Annotated in this window: 17 protein-coding genes; 10 read left to right on the plus strand and 7 right to left on the minus strand. The window is 42.1% G+C overall.

Features of this window, described 5'->3' with window-relative positions; all coding sequences use genetic code 11:
* Positions 1 to 242: 242 nt before the first annotated feature.
* The 4 genes from V7K30_RS04885 to V7K30_RS04900 all read right to left on the minus strand — a co-directional run bounded on the left by V7K30_RS04885 (position 243) and on the right by V7K30_RS04900 (position 5299).
* Positions 243 to 3101: a DUF3769 domain-containing protein gene (locus tag V7K30_RS04885; RefSeq protein ID WP_334997657.1), complete on the minus strand. Its 2859-nt coding sequence runs from the start codon at positions 3099 to 3101 to the stop codon at positions 243 to 245.
* Between the two features lie 196 nt (positions 3102 to 3297).
* Positions 3298 to 3414 (minus strand): photosystem II reaction center protein I, encoded by a 117-nt coding sequence (locus tag V7K30_RS04890; protein ID WP_334998146.1) that lies wholly within the window; start codon positions 3412 to 3414, stop codon positions 3298 to 3300.
* A gap of 377 nt (positions 3415 to 3791) precedes the next feature.
* Positions 3792 to 4487 carry an acyltransferase gene (locus V7K30_RS04895; protein WP_334997659.1) on the minus strand — a complete coding sequence of 232 codons (696 nt, stop codon included), beginning with the start codon at positions 4485 to 4487 and terminating at the stop codon, positions 3792 to 3794.
* A 647-nt stretch (positions 4488 to 5134) separates the two neighbouring features.
* Positions 5135 to 5299: a hypothetical protein gene (locus V7K30_RS04900; protein WP_157816823.1), complete on the minus strand. Its 165-nt coding sequence runs from the start codon at positions 5297 to 5299 to the stop codon at positions 5135 to 5137.
* 560 nt (positions 5300 to 5859) lie between these two features.
* Between V7K30_RS04900 and V7K30_RS04905 the strand changes: the two genes are divergently transcribed.
* Complete coding sequence (locus tag V7K30_RS04905; RefSeq protein WP_334997661.1) at positions 5860 to 6183, plus strand: hypothetical protein; 324 nt, start codon at positions 5860 to 5862, stop codon at positions 6181 to 6183.
* Positions 6184 to 6853: 670 nt separating this feature from the next.
* Complete coding sequence (glgP, locus tag V7K30_RS04910) at positions 6854 to 9418, plus strand: alpha-glucan family phosphorylase (protein ID WP_334997664.1); 2565 nt, start codon at positions 6854 to 6856, stop codon at positions 9416 to 9418.
* Positions 9419 to 9487: 69 nt separating this feature from the next.
* Here glgP and V7K30_RS04915 read toward each other — a convergent pair whose 3' ends face one another.
* Positions 9488 to 9955: a DUF29 domain-containing protein gene (locus tag V7K30_RS04915; protein WP_334997666.1), complete on the minus strand. Its 468-nt coding sequence runs from the start codon at positions 9953 to 9955 to the stop codon at positions 9488 to 9490.
* A 410-nt stretch (positions 9956 to 10365) separates the two neighbouring features.
* Between V7K30_RS04915 and V7K30_RS04920 the strand changes: the two genes are divergently transcribed.
* Both V7K30_RS04920 and brnA read left to right on the plus strand, forming a co-directional pair.
* Positions 10366 to 10674, plus strand: a complete 309-nt coding sequence (locus V7K30_RS04920) for a BrnT family toxin (protein ID WP_334997668.1) — start codon at positions 10366 to 10368, stop codon at positions 10672 to 10674.
* Positions 10655 to 10948 (plus strand): type II toxin-antitoxin system BrnA family antitoxin, encoded by a 294-nt coding sequence (gene brnA, locus V7K30_RS04925; protein WP_334997670.1) that lies wholly within the window; start codon positions 10655 to 10657, stop codon positions 10946 to 10948. The genes V7K30_RS04920 and brnA overlap by 20 nt, the downstream gene beginning before the upstream one ends.
* An 84-nt stretch (positions 10949 to 11032) precedes the next feature.
* Here brnA and V7K30_RS04930 read toward each other — a convergent pair whose 3' ends face one another.
* Entirely contained in the window at positions 11033 to 11815 is a 783-nt protein-coding gene (locus V7K30_RS04930) for a DUF429 domain-containing protein (RefSeq protein WP_334997672.1), read from the minus strand.
* Between the two features lie 151 nt (positions 11816 to 11966).
* On the opposite strand from V7K30_RS04930, the gene V7K30_RS04935 reads away from it, so the two are divergent.
* Together V7K30_RS04935 and V7K30_RS04940 are read left to right on the plus strand one after the other, a co-directional pair.
* Positions 11967 to 13226, plus strand: coding sequence for a glycosyltransferase family 4 protein (locus tag V7K30_RS04935; protein ID WP_334997674.1), 1260 nt, complete (start codon positions 11967 to 11969; stop codon positions 13224 to 13226).
* 111 nt (positions 13227 to 13337) lie between these two features.
* A complete protein-coding gene (locus V7K30_RS04940) occupies positions 13338 to 14204 on the plus strand; it encodes a calcium-binding protein (protein WP_334997676.1) in 867 nt (288 codons plus the stop codon).
* A gap of 151 nt (positions 14205 to 14355) precedes the next feature.
* Here V7K30_RS04940 and V7K30_RS04945 read toward each other — a convergent pair whose 3' ends face one another.
* The gene (locus V7K30_RS04945) at positions 14356 to 15489 is read right to left on the minus strand and encodes an SAM-dependent methyltransferase (protein WP_334997678.1); all 1134 of its coding nucleotides are present in this window, start codon (positions 15487 to 15489) and stop codon (positions 14356 to 14358) included.
* Positions 15490 to 15625: 136 nt separating this feature from the next.
* On the opposite strand from V7K30_RS04945, the gene V7K30_RS04950 reads away from it, so the two are divergent.
* From V7K30_RS04950 to V7K30_RS04965, 4 genes are all read left to right on the plus strand, one after another.
* Positions 15626 to 16726 (plus strand): fatty acid desaturase family protein, encoded by a 1101-nt coding sequence (locus V7K30_RS04950; protein ID WP_334997680.1) that lies wholly within the window; start codon positions 15626 to 15628, stop codon positions 16724 to 16726.
* 229 nt (positions 16727 to 16955) lie between these two features.
* Positions 16956 to 17966 carry a tryptophan--tRNA ligase gene (trpS, locus tag V7K30_RS04955; protein WP_334997682.1) on the plus strand — a complete coding sequence of 337 codons (1011 nt, stop codon included), beginning with the start codon at positions 16956 to 16958 and terminating at the stop codon, positions 17964 to 17966.
* A 58-nt stretch (positions 17967 to 18024) separates the two neighbouring features.
* Positions 18025 to 18945 (plus strand): methylenetetrahydrofolate reductase, encoded by a 921-nt coding sequence (locus V7K30_RS04960; protein ID WP_334998148.1) that lies wholly within the window; start codon positions 18025 to 18027, stop codon positions 18943 to 18945.
* Between the two features lie 86 nt (positions 18946 to 19031).
* Positions 19032 to 19205 carry a hypothetical protein gene (locus V7K30_RS04965; protein ID WP_334997684.1) on the plus strand — a complete coding sequence of 58 codons (174 nt, stop codon included), beginning with the start codon at positions 19032 to 19034 and terminating at the stop codon, positions 19203 to 19205.
* Positions 19206 to 19207: the final 2 nt, after the last annotated feature.

Consider the following 19207-nt stretch of genomic DNA (forward strand, 5'->3'; position numbering starts at 1 on the left):
GCCGATTCTAGATTTCAGATTTTAGATTGAAGAATTAAAAATTATTTCGGTTCATGCCCCGCCCCGTTCATTTTGAATTTTGGATTTTAAATTGAAGAATTGTCCAAATAAAAACACGGCGGACTCTAAGTATTTTCTTCCAATCTAAAATCTAAAATCTAAAATCTAAAATTGATTGCCCCAAACCAAAAAGTGGTCGGGGTCAATCCAAAATCCAAAATTTAAAATCCAAAATCGATTGACTAATAATCCTGTTGCACACCGCCTACTACTGGCTTAACTTCCGAAAATGGATCAGTGCCGCCACCCCAGTTAAAATCACTAATTCGGATGCTAAAGCCGCCTAACTCCAGCACCGGATTGTAACGCAAGGTGATGCCATAGGTGCGACGGCTATATTCCAAAATGTAGTCGGTGCTAGTTTCTTTACCAGTATCCAAGTTAACAGATGTTTGAAAGCCTAAGCGAAAAGGGCCGTATATTTGCTGTGATATCCCAGCACTCAACACTTTGTTATCAACGGAGCGATCAAACAAAAAGGGTGATAATCCGTTGTTTAAGCCTTGAGAGTAACTAATATTAAAGGCGGTATAGTCGAAAAAAGGTCGAGAAAAATGACCAATTTGCCCTAATAAGCCAATTGTACCAGTTAGGGTGCTTTGGTTATCGCCATTGGTGTAATAACTGGTAGTGCCCGTAAGTCCAGCGATCGCTTGCAAGTAAGGAACTACAGGGTTAGCCGTGTATCGTAATCCCTCAGTGGCAGTTGGTGGTAATGGTTTTCCCTGCCACAACAACAGCCCTTTACTGAGGGAAGCACTGGCTTGTAAACGACCTAGTGAGATGCGATCGTTTTCCCGTTGCGGTTGTAGTAAGTCTTGGCGATCAGTGTTGGCATTGATATATCGAGCGCTTGCCTGATAGGTGAGGTTAATGCCACTCTTGCCTAAAGGAATTACAGGAGAGGTAACAATGCCGCCAAGACTGCTCTGGACGGTTTGAAAGCCGAGGGTACCGTTGTAAAGACGCTCGCGGTAGATATACTCCAGATTCAATATGTGGGGAAGGGAAGTCCCTAATGTCTGGCGCAATCCCAACCTCACCCGCAAATTGTCTTCCACCTTGTTTAAGTCAAAACTGGTTAACTCCCCAGTCCCCTCAACTACTGCCCGTGGACTCAAAACAGAATTTATCTTTGTCTTTATACCAAACAGTGCGCCTAAGTCACCTGTGCCTTCTTGCACAGCTCTCTGTACTAATAACTGGGGCGTGATCGTCCAGCTAGTCTGATCTGTAGTGATCACTGGAAAGCCACGCTCAATATACAAACCACCGCGATCATCTCCATCAAAGCCGGGGGAGACTATTGCAGGTGTAACGTCCCGCTCCCGGCGGTCAATAGTCCGCTCATTTATCGGAATTGGTAAGGAGAGTGTTTGATCCAATACCAAACGCTGCTTCTGTGTCCTGATGCGGTCTACCAAGGGTGATTCTCGCGTCAGAGTTACTTTATCTGCGCGTAATTCTAGTTCTGGGGGCGAAAAAGGATCATTGGTGATGCGGACATCCCTTGCTTGCCAGCCTTGCGGATAAAAGTCAATGTGTTCAGCTTCAAACCTGAGCCGATTGACTACACCCCCTGTTTTTGGTGACGGGATGTTACTAGCATCTGACTGACCACCAAATGCCACATCAATTCCTCCAGGGCTGCTCACACCGGAAACGGGCTGATTGGCTCTAATGCGATCGCTGGGCGGACGTTTCGGGACTCCACCTGCACTTACACCCGTGGGTAAGAAAGCAAAATCTGTTTGGGCTGAGGGTACGTAAATTTCTCCTCTACCATTTTCCAATTCCCCACTATCTTGAACAAAGTTATAGGTAAAGCGTTGTCCACGCAGTATCTGATCGCCCCGTGTTAAAGTTACGTTACCTTCTCCCGCAGCGATCAAGTTGTCCAAATTGACTTGCAGGCGATCGGCATCCACCACCGCCCCATCAAATCGCACAACTACATTCCCAACAGCTGTAATAATTCGCCGTTGCTCGTCATACTCTTGCCGATCTGAAGTGACTTCCACAATTCTCGGCCCGGCTGGTGGGGTGCTAGCTGGCGCAGTTGTACCAGATGGTTTTCCTTGTGACTGATTAGTCGTATCTACCTGTGGAGTACGCGTTGGTGCTTGAGTTTGTTGTTGGACTTCGGACTTGAATTCTACAGTGATGGGCGTTGAGAGTTGGTTTGTCGGGCTGCGAGACTTGAATTTTATAAAATTTTGTACTGATTGAGAACTCGGTGCAAGATCAGCAGCAGATAGAGAGATATTGTCTCTTCCTAGAGACTGTGGTTCAGTAATATCACTGTGCTGTTTTTGCTGGGTTAACTTCTCAGCTAAAATTTTCGCCTTGGACTCGACTAACTTGTTGCTGATTGTGACACTTGGAGCAATTTGAAGAGGACGCGGAGATTGGGCGATCAGGGGACTTGGCGAAACTCTATAGGTAAAGCTAGGAGAGTCCAAAAAGGTTTGTTTTTCTCCACCACTAGAGTTTGGATCTGGCGATCGCTCACCGAGTTTTTGAGAAGGTTCACGTTTTGCGTCTGGGTAGGAAGTGGCTTCTCTTTGTGTCTCCCGTTTACGCAGCGCCGACCTTAGGAGAAGTTCCGAGCGCCGGATACCGCCGCTCGGACTTGCCTGTGCGTCTTCTTTATCTTGGCGATTAGAGGTTTTAACTTCCTGCGTGGGATAACCAACGACCAGCGGCTGCCCCAAAAGTGCAGCACTTCCAGAGCCGGTGAAGGGGGAAATTTCTGGTGGTAAGGTTTCTGGTGAATGAGGTACAGAGGGAGTTTCGGCAACTACCAAGTTATTCAAAGTTGAGTTAATCGGAGTTGGCAATGGCGGATCTATCTTGGTGTTTCCCACAATTGCAAACTGAGCCAAATCCTTGATCTGCTTGGATTTGTCTGTCTTTTCCTGTATTTTAGTCTCTACACCTGAAAGAAACTTTGTATGACTAGCAGATGAGGCGGGATTTACAACAGGTTGTAAAGATTTGAGGATAGGAGGCGGATCGGGCGGCAGAACTGGATGAAGCATATTTGAGCAAAATCGGGCTAACAAACAGCCAAATGACGGACGGAAGGATAAATATACATTTTGCCTTCCGACTGTCGCCTTCTGCTACCGGCAGTAAGCCACTTGCAGGAGGAAACTTACTAGGCGAAAGTTTAGTAAGTTTCCGTGGTGTTTAGTATCTTCCGCCTTCCAAAGTCGCGGATGATTTATCGCCCTTTTACTCTGAGTCCCGACGGCCGGGGTTACGAGCTGGATCGTTCGACAAAAATCCGAAGACGAAGATAGTCACGAAGAAGGCAACAACAATATAAACAGCGATTTTTAAAGTCAGCATAGAAATATCTCCAACGGGTAAGACAAAGAGAGCTTTTCTTTCAGGATCTGCCATGCAGAAAAGATAGCTCCTTTATATTACCCAAATCTCGTCCCTTTTTTAGAGGACTCTGGGGACTGAGGACTGGGGATTGGGGACTGGGGATTGGGGATTGGGGACTGGGGATTGGGGACTGGGGATCGGTAGTGCCTATTCTACGGTTATTGATAATGGTGCAAGATGTCAGTTGTCTGACTTTTAGATGCCCTTAAAAAATAACTCAGAGACTGGTTACTCCAGTTTGTGACGTTAACTGACGGCAAAAGTTTCTTCAAAAAGGCAACAGGTTACAGGAAATAGTTACTATGCCCGATGCCCAATGCCCCATGCCCTATTTCTCAGTTTGAAGTAATGCTTAAGTCTTTGCCAATTCGGTTTTTGATTACTCGTGCAGGTATGCCTACAGCAACGGAGAAAGGAGGAATATCTCTATTGACAACTGCTCCCGCACCAATAACACTGCCTTTGCCGATAGTAACGCCATCTAATACTGTTACTCCATGTCCTAACCAACAATCATCCTCAATCACAATTCCCTTGCGAGTAACACCTTGGTATTTAATCGGCTCCATCTGATTGGCAAAATTATGATTATTAGCATATATTCCTGAGTGGGCAGCAATCAAGCAATGTTTACCAATTTTAATGTCTCCTGGCCCCTCAATAGACACGTTGGGACCAATGAAGGTGTCTTCATCAATATAGATACATGTATCTTCCAAAGAACCTATATCAACGTTACGCTCAATAGCGACTCTATTTCCTAGATGAATTGTATTATTTTTGTGTCCTCTAGCATCCATCCGCACACCCTTGAAAATATAGACTCCACTGCCTATTTCAATACAAGAAGTACCGTTAAATTCAACACCATTTTGAATATACATTGGGCTGCCTATCTGGGCAAAAATACTACGATATCCCAAATTACGCAACTTTGGCCCCAGAAGAAGTGTCGGAATATCTCCTAACACCGTAGTTACTAAAAGTTCTTGCACGCGCTGCAATTTTGAAAAATACTGCTCGTTATGCATGGCTACATATCTCTTCAATCAATTTTTGTTGACAGTGTTGAAAGTTGTTTTGGCTGTATCCTAATCTTCTGCCAATACTAATAAGCTCTGGATGTATTAATACATGACAAAAGCTGGCAGGATAACCGAAATTTCCCAAGATTTTAGATGGTTTTCCAATATGTGAAAAACCAGAGTCTGGCTTTGACTATGTGAGCAATTCTTTAACTTAAGTTTGGTAGAATAACTCAATTGATATGCACAATTGCGTTAAGTCGCTAGAAACTTTTGTACCAATCAAGGCACATAAAAATTTGGCTTCTTTTTCACCAGCTAAATTAACAAAACAATTTCAGTGCATTGCAGGGTCAAACCTCAGACTATTAAGTTTCTGATGGGAAAATTTGCTGGTTTAGATAGGCTACTGTTTTAGTTATCCGGCAAATTTGCAAAGCTTGTTACGCAACTAGGGATAGAGTTGTTTGGCTTGAGGCTACTTCTTCTCAAGCGGTTTTAGTCTTTTGAAACAACTCAGTTCCACAAGCTATTTTGCAACAAAAAATACATTTAACTAGACTATTTCAAAGATTTAGAGAAAATTTCTGCCTAGCATGACAATGTAATTATTGTTGGATTTTTCTGGGTATTTTTGCCCAAATAAAACCCAATTAGGGTGGATTATCTCCCACATCAGCCATCACATTGAAGTTAACCATCGGTGCAAACAAGTAAGCGCTTCCCCGACTGCTATGACGGCTTTCTTGCAACGAATTTCTAGAGTATGCTGCTCCAATCATGTTGCACACGGATGATTTATAGACTAACCAATTCACGTTTGTAATTACATGAATGGCTTTTAATAACAATTGTTTTTAACGATAACACATTTTATTTTTAGTGGAACACTCTCAGTAAATAAGTTGATTTTCAGATTGCTTGTTGATGAGAATGGTGGAAATCAGCTAACTTTTTTACTGGAGCGATCGCTACTCTGAAATAATTTTATACACTTAGATAAAATCCATTGATGAGGGGGGTTGAAAAATGCTGTTAGCAGTTACTTGGCATTTTTGTCCATATTTCTACCGTTGCTTATCTAAGTAATTTTATGATTAGGCGTTAAACTCAGAATATATCTACTATACTTGTGACAGCCTCTTCGTTAAAAAGCCAAAGAGCTAAAAATATTTCTCTTCACCATTACTTATATCTAAAAATTTGTAAATCACCCATTCGGGTGAGCCAAGCGGGTGATGCGTGCTTGGCACTACTTATTATAAATTTTATTGAAAGAAAGCTAAAACGTAGCTTTCTTTCCAGGAGAAGTTCACAACATAACATCAAATTGCTCAAATTGAGGTATCGGTTTTAACTCACACACTTGGTTCAAATTATGGCTTTAATTAAAGAAATTGTGCAACAAGCTCTAACTAGTGGCTATCTGAGTGTTGTAGCTGAAGATCAACTGCGATCGCAACTTCAAAGTAATTATGACTCAGAAGACTTAGATGCCTGGATCATTTTACAGCGAGCTATTGTGGCAGGTGATGTAAAACTTGAGTCGCGCCGAAAAAAAGCTTCCCTCTCTCCTAAAGCCAAGGACGCTTCATCGAGTATTAAACTTGCTTATCAAATGGCAGCGGAGATTGCTTATGCAGCCGCTATAGCTTTGTCAATGACAAAAAATACCAAAGATCAGCCTTCACTAGGCGCATAAAATAACACGCTAAGAAGTTATTTTCCTGATTTAGTATCAAAACTTTATGCCAAGTAGTTAGCGTCGGCGTAGCCCAACCCAGGCATCGCTTTTCCTGGTTAACTACTTGGTACGGTTTTCACAGGAGCCAATTTTAGGCGATGTCTGTCTTGAAAAGTGACGCTGCGCCTAGCTTGCTTCCCCGTTCGCGGAGCGTCCCGTAGGGAAGGGGTACGCTATCGGTAACGCATCACCTTAAGCTAATCTTAACCGAATGAATAATCTAAGTTTTTCCCTCACACTGCTTCTTTGCCAGCGCAATTTTATTAAAAAATAATTAAAAATTTAACTTTCCTGGACACAGCAATGAGGAATTTTCACCCTCAGCCAAGACCCTAGAAATGATCCCCGCAATCAATTATAAAATAAATATAAATAATTTATTCAAAACTAAATTTTTTTTAAGTGATACATGGCAGTAAATGATTAAATTTTAATATACCAAGTACATGGCTGAGGGGAACGCATAGAATTAGAAACACCTTGGTGTAAACTTTAGCAACGAGGTTAAAAAAGATTCTCAATGCTTAACAAAGTCATCGCTTTTTCACAAACTACAGTATAAAGAATTGGCAACATTGGTAAAGAGAGTAAACAATAACCATAGCTAAACTTGGAGTTTTGCCAACCTATGCAGCCAATTCGCACATTTAACGTATCCCCGTCACTACCGCCGCGACTCGAACCACTGCGGCGGCTAGCACAGAACTTGCACTGGGATTGGAACGTTGACACTAAAGATTTATTTCGTCGCTTAGACTCCGATCTGTGGGAGTCTAGCCATCATAACCCGGTGTTAATGTTGGGTACGATCTCTCAATCGCGGCTTCTGGAAGTTGTCGAAGATGAAGGCTTTCTAGCGCAAATGGATCGAGCTGACCGTCAGTTAGACGATTATTTGCAAGAGCGCACTTGGTATCAAAAACAACGGGAAGATAAACCAAAAGAATGCTACGCCTATTTTTCGGCTGAATTTGGACTTGTCGATTGTTTGCCCGTCTATTCTGGCGGCTTGGGCGTTCTGGCGGGGGATCACCTCAAATCTGCCAGTGATCTGGGGCTACCGCTTGTAGGTGTAGGTTTGCTGTATCAGCAAGGCTACTTTGCCCAGTATCTCAATGCCGATGGCTGGCAGCAAGAACGCTACCTGCTCAACGATTTCTATAATATGCCCTTGCATCTAGAGCGCAATGCCGATGGTTCAGAACTGCGGATTGCGGTAGATTATCCAGGACGCAAGGTATATGCCAGGGTTTGGCGGGTACAGGTAGGAATGGTTCCCTTATATCTACTGGACACCAACATTGAACCCAACAACACTTACGACCACGACATCACAGATCAGCTGTACGGTGGCGACATCGATATGCGTATCCACCAGGAAATCATGCTGGGGATCGGTGGTGTGCAAATGCTCAAAGCTTTGGGGTTGAAAGTCACCGCCTACCACATGAATGAAGGTCACGCCGCCTTCTCTGCCCTAGAGCGCATCCGCTTGCTGATTCAGGAAGAGGGACTGAATTATGCCCAAGCTAAACAAGTGGTGGCTTCCAGTAATATCTTTACTACCCACACACCAGTACCAGCAGGGATTGACTTGTTCGCTCCCGACAAAATGTTGTACTACCTGGGGTACTATGCAGAGATATTTGGGTTGCCCAAAGAGCAATTTTTAGGACTGGGACGCGAGAATACAGGCGATTTATCTGGGCCTTTCAGTATGGCGGTGCTGGCGTTGAAGATGGCAACATTTTCTAACGGTGTAGCACAACTGCATGGTGTGGTGTCGCGGCAAATGTTCCAGGGCTTGTGGAAGTCCCTACCAGTAGAAGAAGTGCCGATCGCCGCAATTACTAACGGTGTCCATGCCCGGAGTTGTGTTGCGAAATCGACTCAAGAATTGTACGATCGCTACTTGGGGCCAAACTGGTCATCTGCACCACCAGATAGCCCACTGTGGGAACGGATGGAGGCGATTCCTGATGAGGAGTTGTGGCGCAATCACGAACGCTGCCGCTTGGATATGATTTTGTATGTGCGAGAGCATTTGGTCAAACATTTGCGCGATCGCGGCGCTTCCGCCTCCGAAATTGTCCAAGCCCAAGAAGTTTTAGATCCTTACGCTTTCACCATTGGCTTTGCCCGTCGCTTTGCCACCTACAAACGCGCCACCCTCTGGATGCGTGATTTAGAACGCATTAAGCGGCTTTTGCTGGCTAACAAAGACCGAAAAGTGCAATTTGTGATTGCTGGTAAGGCGCATCCCAAGGATATTCCTGGTAAAGAACTCATCCGCGATATCAATCACTTTATCCGCGAACAACATTTAGAAAAACAGGTAGTGTTTGTTCCCAATTACGACATTTACATATCCCGGTTGATGGTTGCGGGTTGCGATATCTGGTTAAACACACCGCGTCGCCCACGGGAAGCCTCTGGTACCAGTGGGATGAAAGCAGCAATGAATGGATTGCCGAATTTAAGTGTACTAGATGGCTGGTGGGATGAAGCTGATTATGTCCGCACGGGCTGGGCTATTGGACATGGAGAGAATTACGACGATCCTAACTACCAAGATGAAGTAGAAGCAAATGCTCTCTATGAATTGTTAGAAAAGGAAGTTGTGCCGCTATTTTATGAATATCGGGATAGTGATGGCTTGCCCCGTCCGTGGGTTGCCAAAATGAAGGATGCAATTCGGTTGAATTGTCCGTTCTTTAATACAGCGCGGATGGTAGGAGAATATGCACAAAGAGCTTATTTCCCAGCTAGCGATCGCTATCATACCCTGACTGTTGATAACTATGCCCCAGCTAAAGAACTAGCTGCTTGGAAAGAAAAACTAAGCGAACACTGGTTCAACATCAAAATCAAAGATATAGACGTATCGGCAGCTACGGACATTGAGGTTAACCAAACCGTTGCTGTCAAAGCCAAGGTTGACTTGGCAACTTTGAGGAATGATGATGTGCAGGTGGAGCTATACCAAGGTGCGATCGATGCCAATGGTGAGATTGTCGACGCTGTGCCAGTGGTGATGGATTACCAAGGTGAGGATGCACAGCAATTGAGCATTTACACGGGTAATATCACCTATACCGCTTCTGGTTTGCAAGGCTTGTCTTTGCGTGTATTGCCGAAAAATCAAAATCTGGCTAATCCCTATGAACCAAGGTTAATTGCTTGGGCAGAATAAGAGGGCTGAGTAGTTATTGAATACTCAAGACTAGGCGTTGCTGATTTAAGTTTAGCAACGCCTTTTATGTTACAATTTTTCAGGTAGATAATTAATATCTAGTAGCTGTTCTAAGGTGTAAGTAGAAGATTGAGGCAAGTTATCTAGCTTACCCTCACTTTTATCAATTATATATCCTAAAGCATCATCATAAATTGATGCTAATTCATTTTCTAAATATTGATACAAATTTGTAGTTAAGTGACGTTTTAATTGATTCCTAAAACTTCTAATTTCTGCTTTCCAATTTCCATAATTATATTGAGATTCTTCTGTCCAATATTGCAGCAATAAAAGATGTCTCACAATTTGTTCTAATAAACTAGCAACCTTGGCTTTGTCTCTCCGACCCAAATTTTCTAGCTCCTCAATTAAATTTTCTAAATCTAATTCTTCTAAATGGTTAGCTTTTAATAGCTTGATTGTTTCCTCTAACCAGAGATGATCATCAATTTCATAAAGCTCTTTTAAACTCAAGTTAGAACTAACTCCTTGCATAAAACTTCCTCGACTTAAATCTTACGAGATTACAAAGATATGAAATTTGATTTTAGCTAAATGGCTCGTCAACTGTAACAGTCCTAACGTTAAAATCTGTTGCTTTCCTTATAACATGGCAAAAGAAGAGTTACCAATACGGTTCAGTTAAGGATTTTTAATCCTGATTTTTGACCTATAGAGACGCGAAAGCCCGTAGCGGGGAAAAGCTCAGTCCAATTTCGCTTCTCTAAGAAGAATTTGGGGCTTAACTGAGCGGTATTGGAGTTAGACAAGATTTATCCAAGGTTTTTCCTTGTTGTCCATCCCAATAGACATCTGATGAAATTAAATATGCGTTATCCAGAAGCCTTGTAGGGAAGGGGCTGTTCTTGTTAGGTCTGTATTGGACTTAACCGAGAAGCGCTATATTGCTAGAATTACGAGAAGTTATTTGGCAAAAAATGCGATTTGACTGGGATAATCACAAAAGTCAGCTTCTTAAGCAAAATAGGGGATATTCCTTAGAAGAAGTTGCTACTATTTTGGCAGGCGACTATGTAGAACGAATAAAACGAGATGATCCAGAACAATTTATTGCTATTGGATATCTGCAAAACACCATTTTATCGGTCATTTACGAAGTTCGTTATGATGATGAAGGGGAATATATTTGGTTAATTACTTATTGGAAAAGTACGAGACGGGAGAGAGAAATCTATGAACAATATTTCTATTGAAGAACTTGAGGAAAAAATTGATGCAGGAGAGGAAGTCGTTGATCGTTATTTTGACTCCACGACAACAAAAGTCGGAACGCCTCGTCAAATGACCTCACGAAGACGACAGGATATAGTGACAACAAACCTTGAAATTCCTAGTCCGATGCTCAACGAACTTGACAACATGGCAACTGAACTCAATATTAGCCGTCAAGCTGTAATTAAGATGATGCTAAGACGCGCTCTTGATGAACACTATTTGGCTAACAAACAGATTAAATCAGAAATTTGATGGCGTAGCTTGCCTCCGTATGCATCGCTTCTTGCGTGTGCAGTAATCTAAATTCCTCTAAAGCAGTATATACAAAACCTTTACTCAAATTCTTTGGGGAATGATAATGTAGCCAGTGGTGCGTAGGCGTAGCCCGTCGTAGACATCGCCTAATACGAGATTACGTTCTACTCCCCAATACCACCAGTATGCAGCAACGTAAGCACAAACTAGGCTATCTAATTTATCTTCAACTGCTTTGAGGGCTGCGCCTGTGGTGGGGATTTCGGAAGGAAACGTAGACGCACCAGCGGCTTGCCGTAGGCTACCGCAGAGGCAAGAGAGACACAGAGGAGGAGAAAGAGAGGGGAGGATATCGAGAAGATAATTTTGGAGTTTGATTAGTTCTAGGCGGCGATCGCTGAGTCGTCCTTTTTTGTATTTGAGAATGCGTTCTAAGTTGAATAGGTTAACGATCGCTGGGTGGGGAAAGACTTCTATTTGATATCTGCCAAGTTTTTGCGGTTCAATCGTGGGTGCGTGTGCAAAACCGCGTGATTCTAATTCTAAGCCAAAGTTGATGGTGCGCTCTGCAAAAGGTAGGTTTTGATTAGCTGGGTAGCATCCCGCATGATATTTACCAAAGTACTTGTGGCTGAGTTTGTCGGCGAGGCGACTCCCAGTAGCGTTGGGTATGAGAGTAGGTGCATCTACGGCGATGATGGCTGGTTCATCTGGTTTGACGGTCTGATCGAGCCAGGTGAGGATGTCTGCAATGGCTTCTTTGCGGTCTAGATTAAGTAGTTGCAGCTGTCCATCTATCCATTCTAAGCAGCATAGTCCACTTGGTTGCGATCGCCAGCCGAAATCAATGCCAATAAATTTCATCGTCTTAACACGAATTTGCGATCATTTTCGCATTTTCGGGCAACCATTTACCTAAATTTACTTGCTAAAAATCGTGATAAATAATCTTATAATCTTAAGCAGCTTGTCTTAATTTATTTTATCAGGCAATAAGTTAATCAAGATTATTCCAATGAAAATTTTATTTTTACACCCCAATTTTCCCTCGCAATTTCGCAATCTGGCGACAGTTTTAGGTAAGGATGCTAATTACAAAGTCGTCTTTGGGACAAATCGTCGTGAAGGGGAAATACCTGGCGTTTATAAAGCTATTTACACTCCTTCTCGTGAAGCTGCCCCCCAAACCCACCACTATGTTCGCAACCTGGAAAATGCTGTTCTCACCGCGCAGGCTGTCTATCGCGTGGCAGAAAAATTAAAAGCTGAGGGTTTCGTTCCAGATATAGTTTATGGTCATTCTGGTTGGGGACCAACTTTATTTATGAAAGATGTTTTCCCCAAAGCCGAATTATTGTGTTATTTCGAGTGGTTTTACCATGCTCACGGTTCTGATGCAGATTTTGATCCCAATGAACCAATGAATGCTGATGATGAATGCCGTATCCGCGTGAAAAACGCGCCGATTCTGACTGATTTATATAGTTGCGATCGCGGTCTTTCTCCGACCAATTGGCAACGGCAGCAGTTTCCTAAAGAATATCATAGCAAACTCACTGTACTTCATGATGGTATTGATACCAAATATTTTACTCCCAAACCAGGCGCAAAGTTAGTTTTACCAAGAATAAATCTTGACCTTTCCCATGTGGAAGAGTTGGTAACTTATGTGGGACGGGGAATGGAACCTTATAGAGGTTTTCCGCAGTTTATGGAAACGGTGGCGCTAATTCAGCAGCGAAGACCGAAGTGCCATGTGGTAGTTGTGGGAGAAGATCGAGTTGCTTATGGGAAGAATCTCCCCGATGGTCAGACTTATAAACAATTAATGTTAGAAAAATTATCTTTGGATTTATCGAGGCTGCACTTTACAGATAGGCTTCCTTATAATGAGTACCTTCAGGTTTTGCAAGCTTCTTCTGCTCATGTTTATTTAACTCGTCCTTTTGTTTTATCTTGGTCAATGTTAGAAGTAATGGCAGCAGGGTGTTTATTAGTAGCTTCTAAAACTCCGCCAGTATTGGAGGTGATACAGGATGGGGTGAATGGACTGCTGGTAGATTTCTTTTCTCCCCAGAATATTGCTAATCGCGTTGAAGAGGCGCTGAATTATCCCCAGGAGATGAAAGCAATTCGTGCGAATGCGCGAGAGACAATTCTGAAGCGTTATGATTTGGCGAAACTGTTACCACAGCATTTGCAATGGATGTTTGCTGGTAAAAGTTCTGATAACTTGAAAAAACGCCCACCTTCTAAAGGATTTAGCAGAAATTAGATAAGTAATTGGGGTTGATTTTCCCGAAGTTTAATTGGGTAAACTGAACTTTTTTGATTAGGAAAAAATAATAAAACAAGGATATTTACAAACAATAAATCTATAGCCTCAATGCGAATTATTTTTACCATTGTCCATTTTTTCAAACCTAGCAGTGAGGGTCGTCATGCTTCCCAACGCAAAGACCCGCAACCCCGCTTGCAGGCGTTAACTAAAAGCCTTACCGCCTTACACCAATTATTTGGTAAATCACAAAGTATCATCAACATTGCTCAACGACTAGCTTTTCCTGCCAACCAGCCGCAGTCTCACGAACTAGATATTGTTATTTGTACAACCAAAGATGATCATCTTCTGAATCAGCTTCCCCTACCATCCCATTTATATAGGCATCATTCTACTAATGTAGAACCTCTACTATTAGGGTTTGAGTGCCAAGCAGTTCTGCAAAGTTGTCTCGGTCAGTATGATTACTACTGCTTCCTTGAAGATGACTTAATTATCTATGACCCGTGGTTTTTTATAAAATTAAACTGGTTTACCCAACAAGCTGGTGACTTAAATTTGTTCCAGCCACATCGTTATGAAGTTTCCCCCCACGGTTTGGTTCACAAAGCTTACATTGATGGAGATTTAGCTTTACGAGTAACGGCTCCCTTTCAAAATGTGCAGGAGCAACAGGAACTCAATGGTACAATTCTGAATGCACCAATTACCTTTCGTCGTGCCCTTAACCCTCATGCAGGCTGCTACTTTTTGAATGCAAATCAGATGGCTCAATGGGCTAATCAATCTTATTTTCTTGACCGGGATATTAGCTTTGTTGGCCCTCTAGAAAGTGCTGCAACTTTAGGAATTATGAAGACATTCCGAATTTACAAAACCTCACCAGAGCAAGCAAGTTTTTTGGAGATTCAGCACTTTGGAACAGGGTTTCTGGGGCTAATTGGAGGACAGGTGGGTTTAGCAGAGAGGTAAATCCAATTTAAAAGTTTGGTTTTCGTGAAAAAATTAATCCATTGGGATTTTCCGTAACCCACCAGTGCTAGTAAGTAATCATACAATCAATGCAGTTTCTGGAGAGCGATGTCTACGACGGGCTATTCGGCTCGCTGCTAATCTTACTCCATTAAGCATGAACCATTAAGTACTGACCGTTACCATTGTATTCACCATTGCAACTAGCGAAATTCCGAACAAACCATATTAAATAAAACCTCCATATCCGGCGAAACTTGGTATAATCCATCCCATAATCCAAGTTTTTGACTGTTACCTGATTTTCGTCAAAATTATTTAGCCATTGGGCAAATGTTTGAGAGTAATTGGAACCGTTGAGATACCATCTTTCAATTGTTTTGAGGTCTTTATTCCGGCTAGGAACTGCATCGTAGTTCCAATACCTACCGTGGGGAAAAATGTATTTGTGCGTGAAGGCGCTGGATATATTATTAGGGGTACGAACTGTAATAATATGAATAAAAACCTTGCCATTATCTTTCAGCAAACTCGCTAATTTTTGAAAAGAGTTAGTTAAATTACCAACATGACAAAAAACACCAATCGAAAGGATTTTATCAAATTTCGTCTCAAATGTTGTATCATTTAAATCTCCTTCGTACAGCGTGAATCGACCTGAACTGAGGTTGCTTTCAGGATCTTGCATCTTCTGACGCATATATTCACATTGCTCGTGGCTCAAATTCAGACCGACAACTTTGACATTGGGGAATTTGGAAAGAATGTAATTTGGCACACATCCCCAACCACAACCAAAATCTAAGATATTGTCTCCATCTTTAATGTCTAACTTCTGAATCACATCATCGATCATATGTATCTGAGATTGCTCAAGGTTTAATGCTCCTTTTTCCCACAATCCCATGCTGTACTTAGGATAAATGAGTTTCCCGTCGCCCAACATCTTATTCAGCATTGCTTGAGGCAAATCATACTGAATTTTCATCAGATCCCGTGGGCCTTCAGCAAGATGATCAGTTTCTTTTAATACCCATTCATAAGGTGCTAAAAGAGCAGGGAAGTACTTAAAAAAGATAGGCATACAAGTATTAAAAAGAGATTCTAATACTGGGTCAGGAACTTCTAACCCGTTGATATAAGCCTCGGCTACCGCCATTTGTATTGTGTTGACTACCTCTACCGCCCCACGCGTTGCTGTATATGCTAGTGGGGTTTTAATATTCATATCTCCTACTAAAGGTATATATTTTTCTAGAGACTGTAGTGTATGTAGAGAAACCATGTTTAAACTCCTAATTCACTTTCAGTATTCAGTTATACTACCAATAGGAATAGCAAAATTAGGGTAAAAATTACGTTAATTTTTGAAACTGTTTATTGTTAAGATAACTTAAATAAAATAAAGTTCAATAATATTTATGGAAGTTTGTAACGCCCAAAAGTTAATTCGCCAAGCAGAGTATGCAAAAAAATTGCGTCCCCTACTCCCTGCGGAAGTATTTCTCCCCGATCCAAGTAAATTAGCAATTCTATTAATTAATTGGGCAATTTTGATTCTAGGCTGGGCGATCGCATCTTATCTAGATCGTTGGAATTTATATCTTTTATGGCTTTATTTGCCTTTAGCTATAGTGATGGGCAATAGTATTATCGTCTTGCTATTTAGCTCCCATGATCTGATGCACGGTAGCGTAATTAGAAACTCCCGTATACTCAGAATTATTAGCTTGCTAGGGCTAGCGATGTTGTGGATGCCACCGACATTGTGGAAAGCAGTACATAATCGAGAACATCATAATAAAACTAATTCTTTAGCAGATCCTGATCGCAATTACTTATACAAGCAGCCGAAAACTTGGGGTAAATGGATTCAAAATGTATGCGTACCTTCTGCGGAGGTTAATCCCATTAGTTTAATAGTGGGAATGGCAACCGCATGGGGAACACATAATCTTCGCAATTTAGCCTCTGTGCTATTGTTTAATCGTGAATCTGTGAGTTTTGTTCCTGCTGCCTTTACAGTCAAAACTAAAGAACGTTGGTTAATCGCAGGTGAACTTTTTGTAATTGTCATGATTCATTTGAGTATCTTGGTATATTTACAATTTAATTTCTTAAAAATCGTGTTGAGCTACTTTCTGCCTATTGGGATTGGTTACGCTGGAGCAATATTTTACGTCTATACAAATCACATGCTTTGTCGGATGACAAGCGTCAACGATCCACTCATTAATAGTATGTCCCTGCGTGTTCCTCAAATATTTGACAAATTGCATTTAAATTTTTCTTATCATACAGAACATCATATTTTTCCAGGAATAAACTCTGACTATTATCCCCTAGTGCAAGAATTATTAAAGATCCACTATCCTGAACGTTTAAATTTATTAGATGTCAAAGATGCTTGGCACTTGCTTATGCAAACGCCAAGGCATTACAAAAATGAAGATACCTTTACCGATTGGTCGGGAGAAAAGTCTGTTCCTTGCGCTATCATCGAGAATTACAAAATTATGTAAATTGATGTTTGCTATCATCTTGGAAGCACTACTTACCAAGAGGTTGCTCAAAAATAGGTTTGATTCTCCCTGTAGCTAAAGCAACGGTAAGAGTCAACTCCAATATTTCAACGGCGAGTTGCGCTGGAAAATGTCAAAATTAAATGAGTTTTGCGTAGATGCAAACCGATTTGTCGCCAGACATCGCCATTTGACATAGCGCGGATTTGAGATAACTAAGTTGAAATTTATGGGCAAGCAACGTGTTCTTTCTGGAGTTCAACCAACCGGCAATTACCATCTAGGTAACTACTTGGGAGCCATTCGCAACTGGGTAGAAGGTCAGAGCGAATACGAAAATTACCTTTTTGTGGCTGATTTGCACGCGATTACAGTGCCACACGACCCAACACAGTTAGCAGCTGATACTTACACTCTTGCTGCTCTCTATCTAGCTTGTGGTCTTGATTTAAATCACTCCACTATTTTTGTACAATCCCACGTTTCGGCCCACAGTGAACTCACCTGGTTGCTCAACTGCATTACACCTCTAAACTGGCTGCAAGATATGATCCAGTTCAAAGAAAAGGCTGTGAAGCAGGGAGAAAATGTGAGTGCAGGCTTGTTAGATTACCCTGTGCTAATGGCGGCTGATATTTTGCTTTACCAAGCGGATAAAGTGCCAGTGGGTGAAGACCAAAAGCAACACTTGGAATTGACACGGGATATTGCAGCTCGGTTAAATCACCAATTTGGTAAACCAGATCAACCAGTTCTGAAGTTACCAGACCCTTTGATTCGTAAGGAAGGGGCAAGGGTGATGAGTTTGGCGGACGGTACACGCAAAATGTCGAAGTCTGATCCTTCGGAGTTAAGCCGGATTAGTTTGCTAGATTCACCACAACAGATTCAATACAAGATTAAGCGTTGTAAAACCGATCCGATTCGTGGGCTGACTTTTGATGATCCAGCGCGTCCAGAGTGTAATAACTTGTTAACGCTCTATACATTGCTTTCTGGGAAGAGAAAGGAAGATGTCGCAGTTGAGTGTCAGGATATGGGCTGGGGACAATTTAAGCCATTGTTGACGGACACGATAATTGAGTCCTTAAAACCAATCCAAGAAAAATATCAGGCGATAACGGCAGATAAAGCCTATTTAGAGTCTGTGTTGCGGGATGGAGGGGAAAAAGCTAGAGCGATCGCCAACCAAACTTTATCACAAGTAAAAACTGCTTTAGGCTACTCTCTCCCTCTATAAGTTGTCCCTTTTAGGTGTGATTTGCTATACCATTTAAGAAATGGAAATTCTTAATTTTATGCATCACACCCATAGCCCGACAGCCTTCAAGAGAGCTGTACAAGCAGGTGAATTTCTAGTTACCGCCGAGGTAGCACCGCCGAAAGGAGGAGATCCAGCGCACATGATTCAAATGGCGGCGACTCTTAAGGGAAGGGTTCATGCTGTCAATGTTACTGATGGTAGCCGCGCAGTGTTACGGATGTCTTCGTTAATGGCGTCGGTGATTTTGTTACAAAACGGCATAGAGCCAATTTGTCAAATTGCTTGCCGCGATCGCAATCGCATTGGTTTACAAGCTGATTTGATGGGCGCTCATGCCTTGGGCATCCATAACATTTTAGCTTTGACTGGCGACTCAGTAAAAGCAGGCGATCATCCAGATGCCAAAGCTGTGTTTGATTTGGAAGCTGTGCGACTGCTGCAACTGATTCGGAAGATGAATCAAGGCGTTGATTGCAACGAGAAACCCCTGACTGATGGAGCGCTAGATTTATTTGTTGGTGCAGCAGTAGATCCACAATGTAAAAGTTGGTCGGGTTTGCAAAGTCGATTTGAACGCAAAATCGAAGCAGGAGCGCAGTTTTTTCAAAGTCAGTTGATTACCGATTTTGACCTGCTTGAAAAGTTTATGGACACCATTGCCGCTGGCTATAAAAAACCGATTTTGGCAGGAATTTTTCTGTTGAAGTCGGCAAAAAATGCCCAGTTTATTAATAGATGTGTTCCGGGTGTAAATATTCCCCAACATATTATTGATAGATTGGCAAAAGCCAAAGATCCTTTTGAGGAAGGGATAAAAATCGCCGCCGAGCAAGTGCAAATAGCGCGGCAATTATGTCAGGGTGTGCATATGATGGCGGTGAAACGGGAAGATGCGATCGCGTCAATTTTGGATTTGGCTGGGGTTGCTCCAGTTAATCAGTTGGTATCCAAGTAAATGAGATAACGAATCTTTTATGAAAGCAGATGGGAACAAACATCTGCTTTTTTTAATGCTGAATCAGACGCAAATATTGCTCCGAAATGAACCCGATTGAATTGGAGTGGCAACACCTGAAAAAAGACGAACTATGTGGTCAAGTATTTAATGATGAATTAGACCTTGCTTATGCCGTAATTGATGGTGTTCAAGCCAGAGGAGAAAGAGGCAACTACAGTACGCAGCGTCTAAAATTTAACTCTAATTCTTCTGCTTAACT

It is taken from the genome of Nostoc sp. (assembly GCF_036917655.1).
GTDB lineage: Bacteria > Cyanobacteriota > Cyanobacteriia > Cyanobacteriales > Nostocaceae > Nostoc.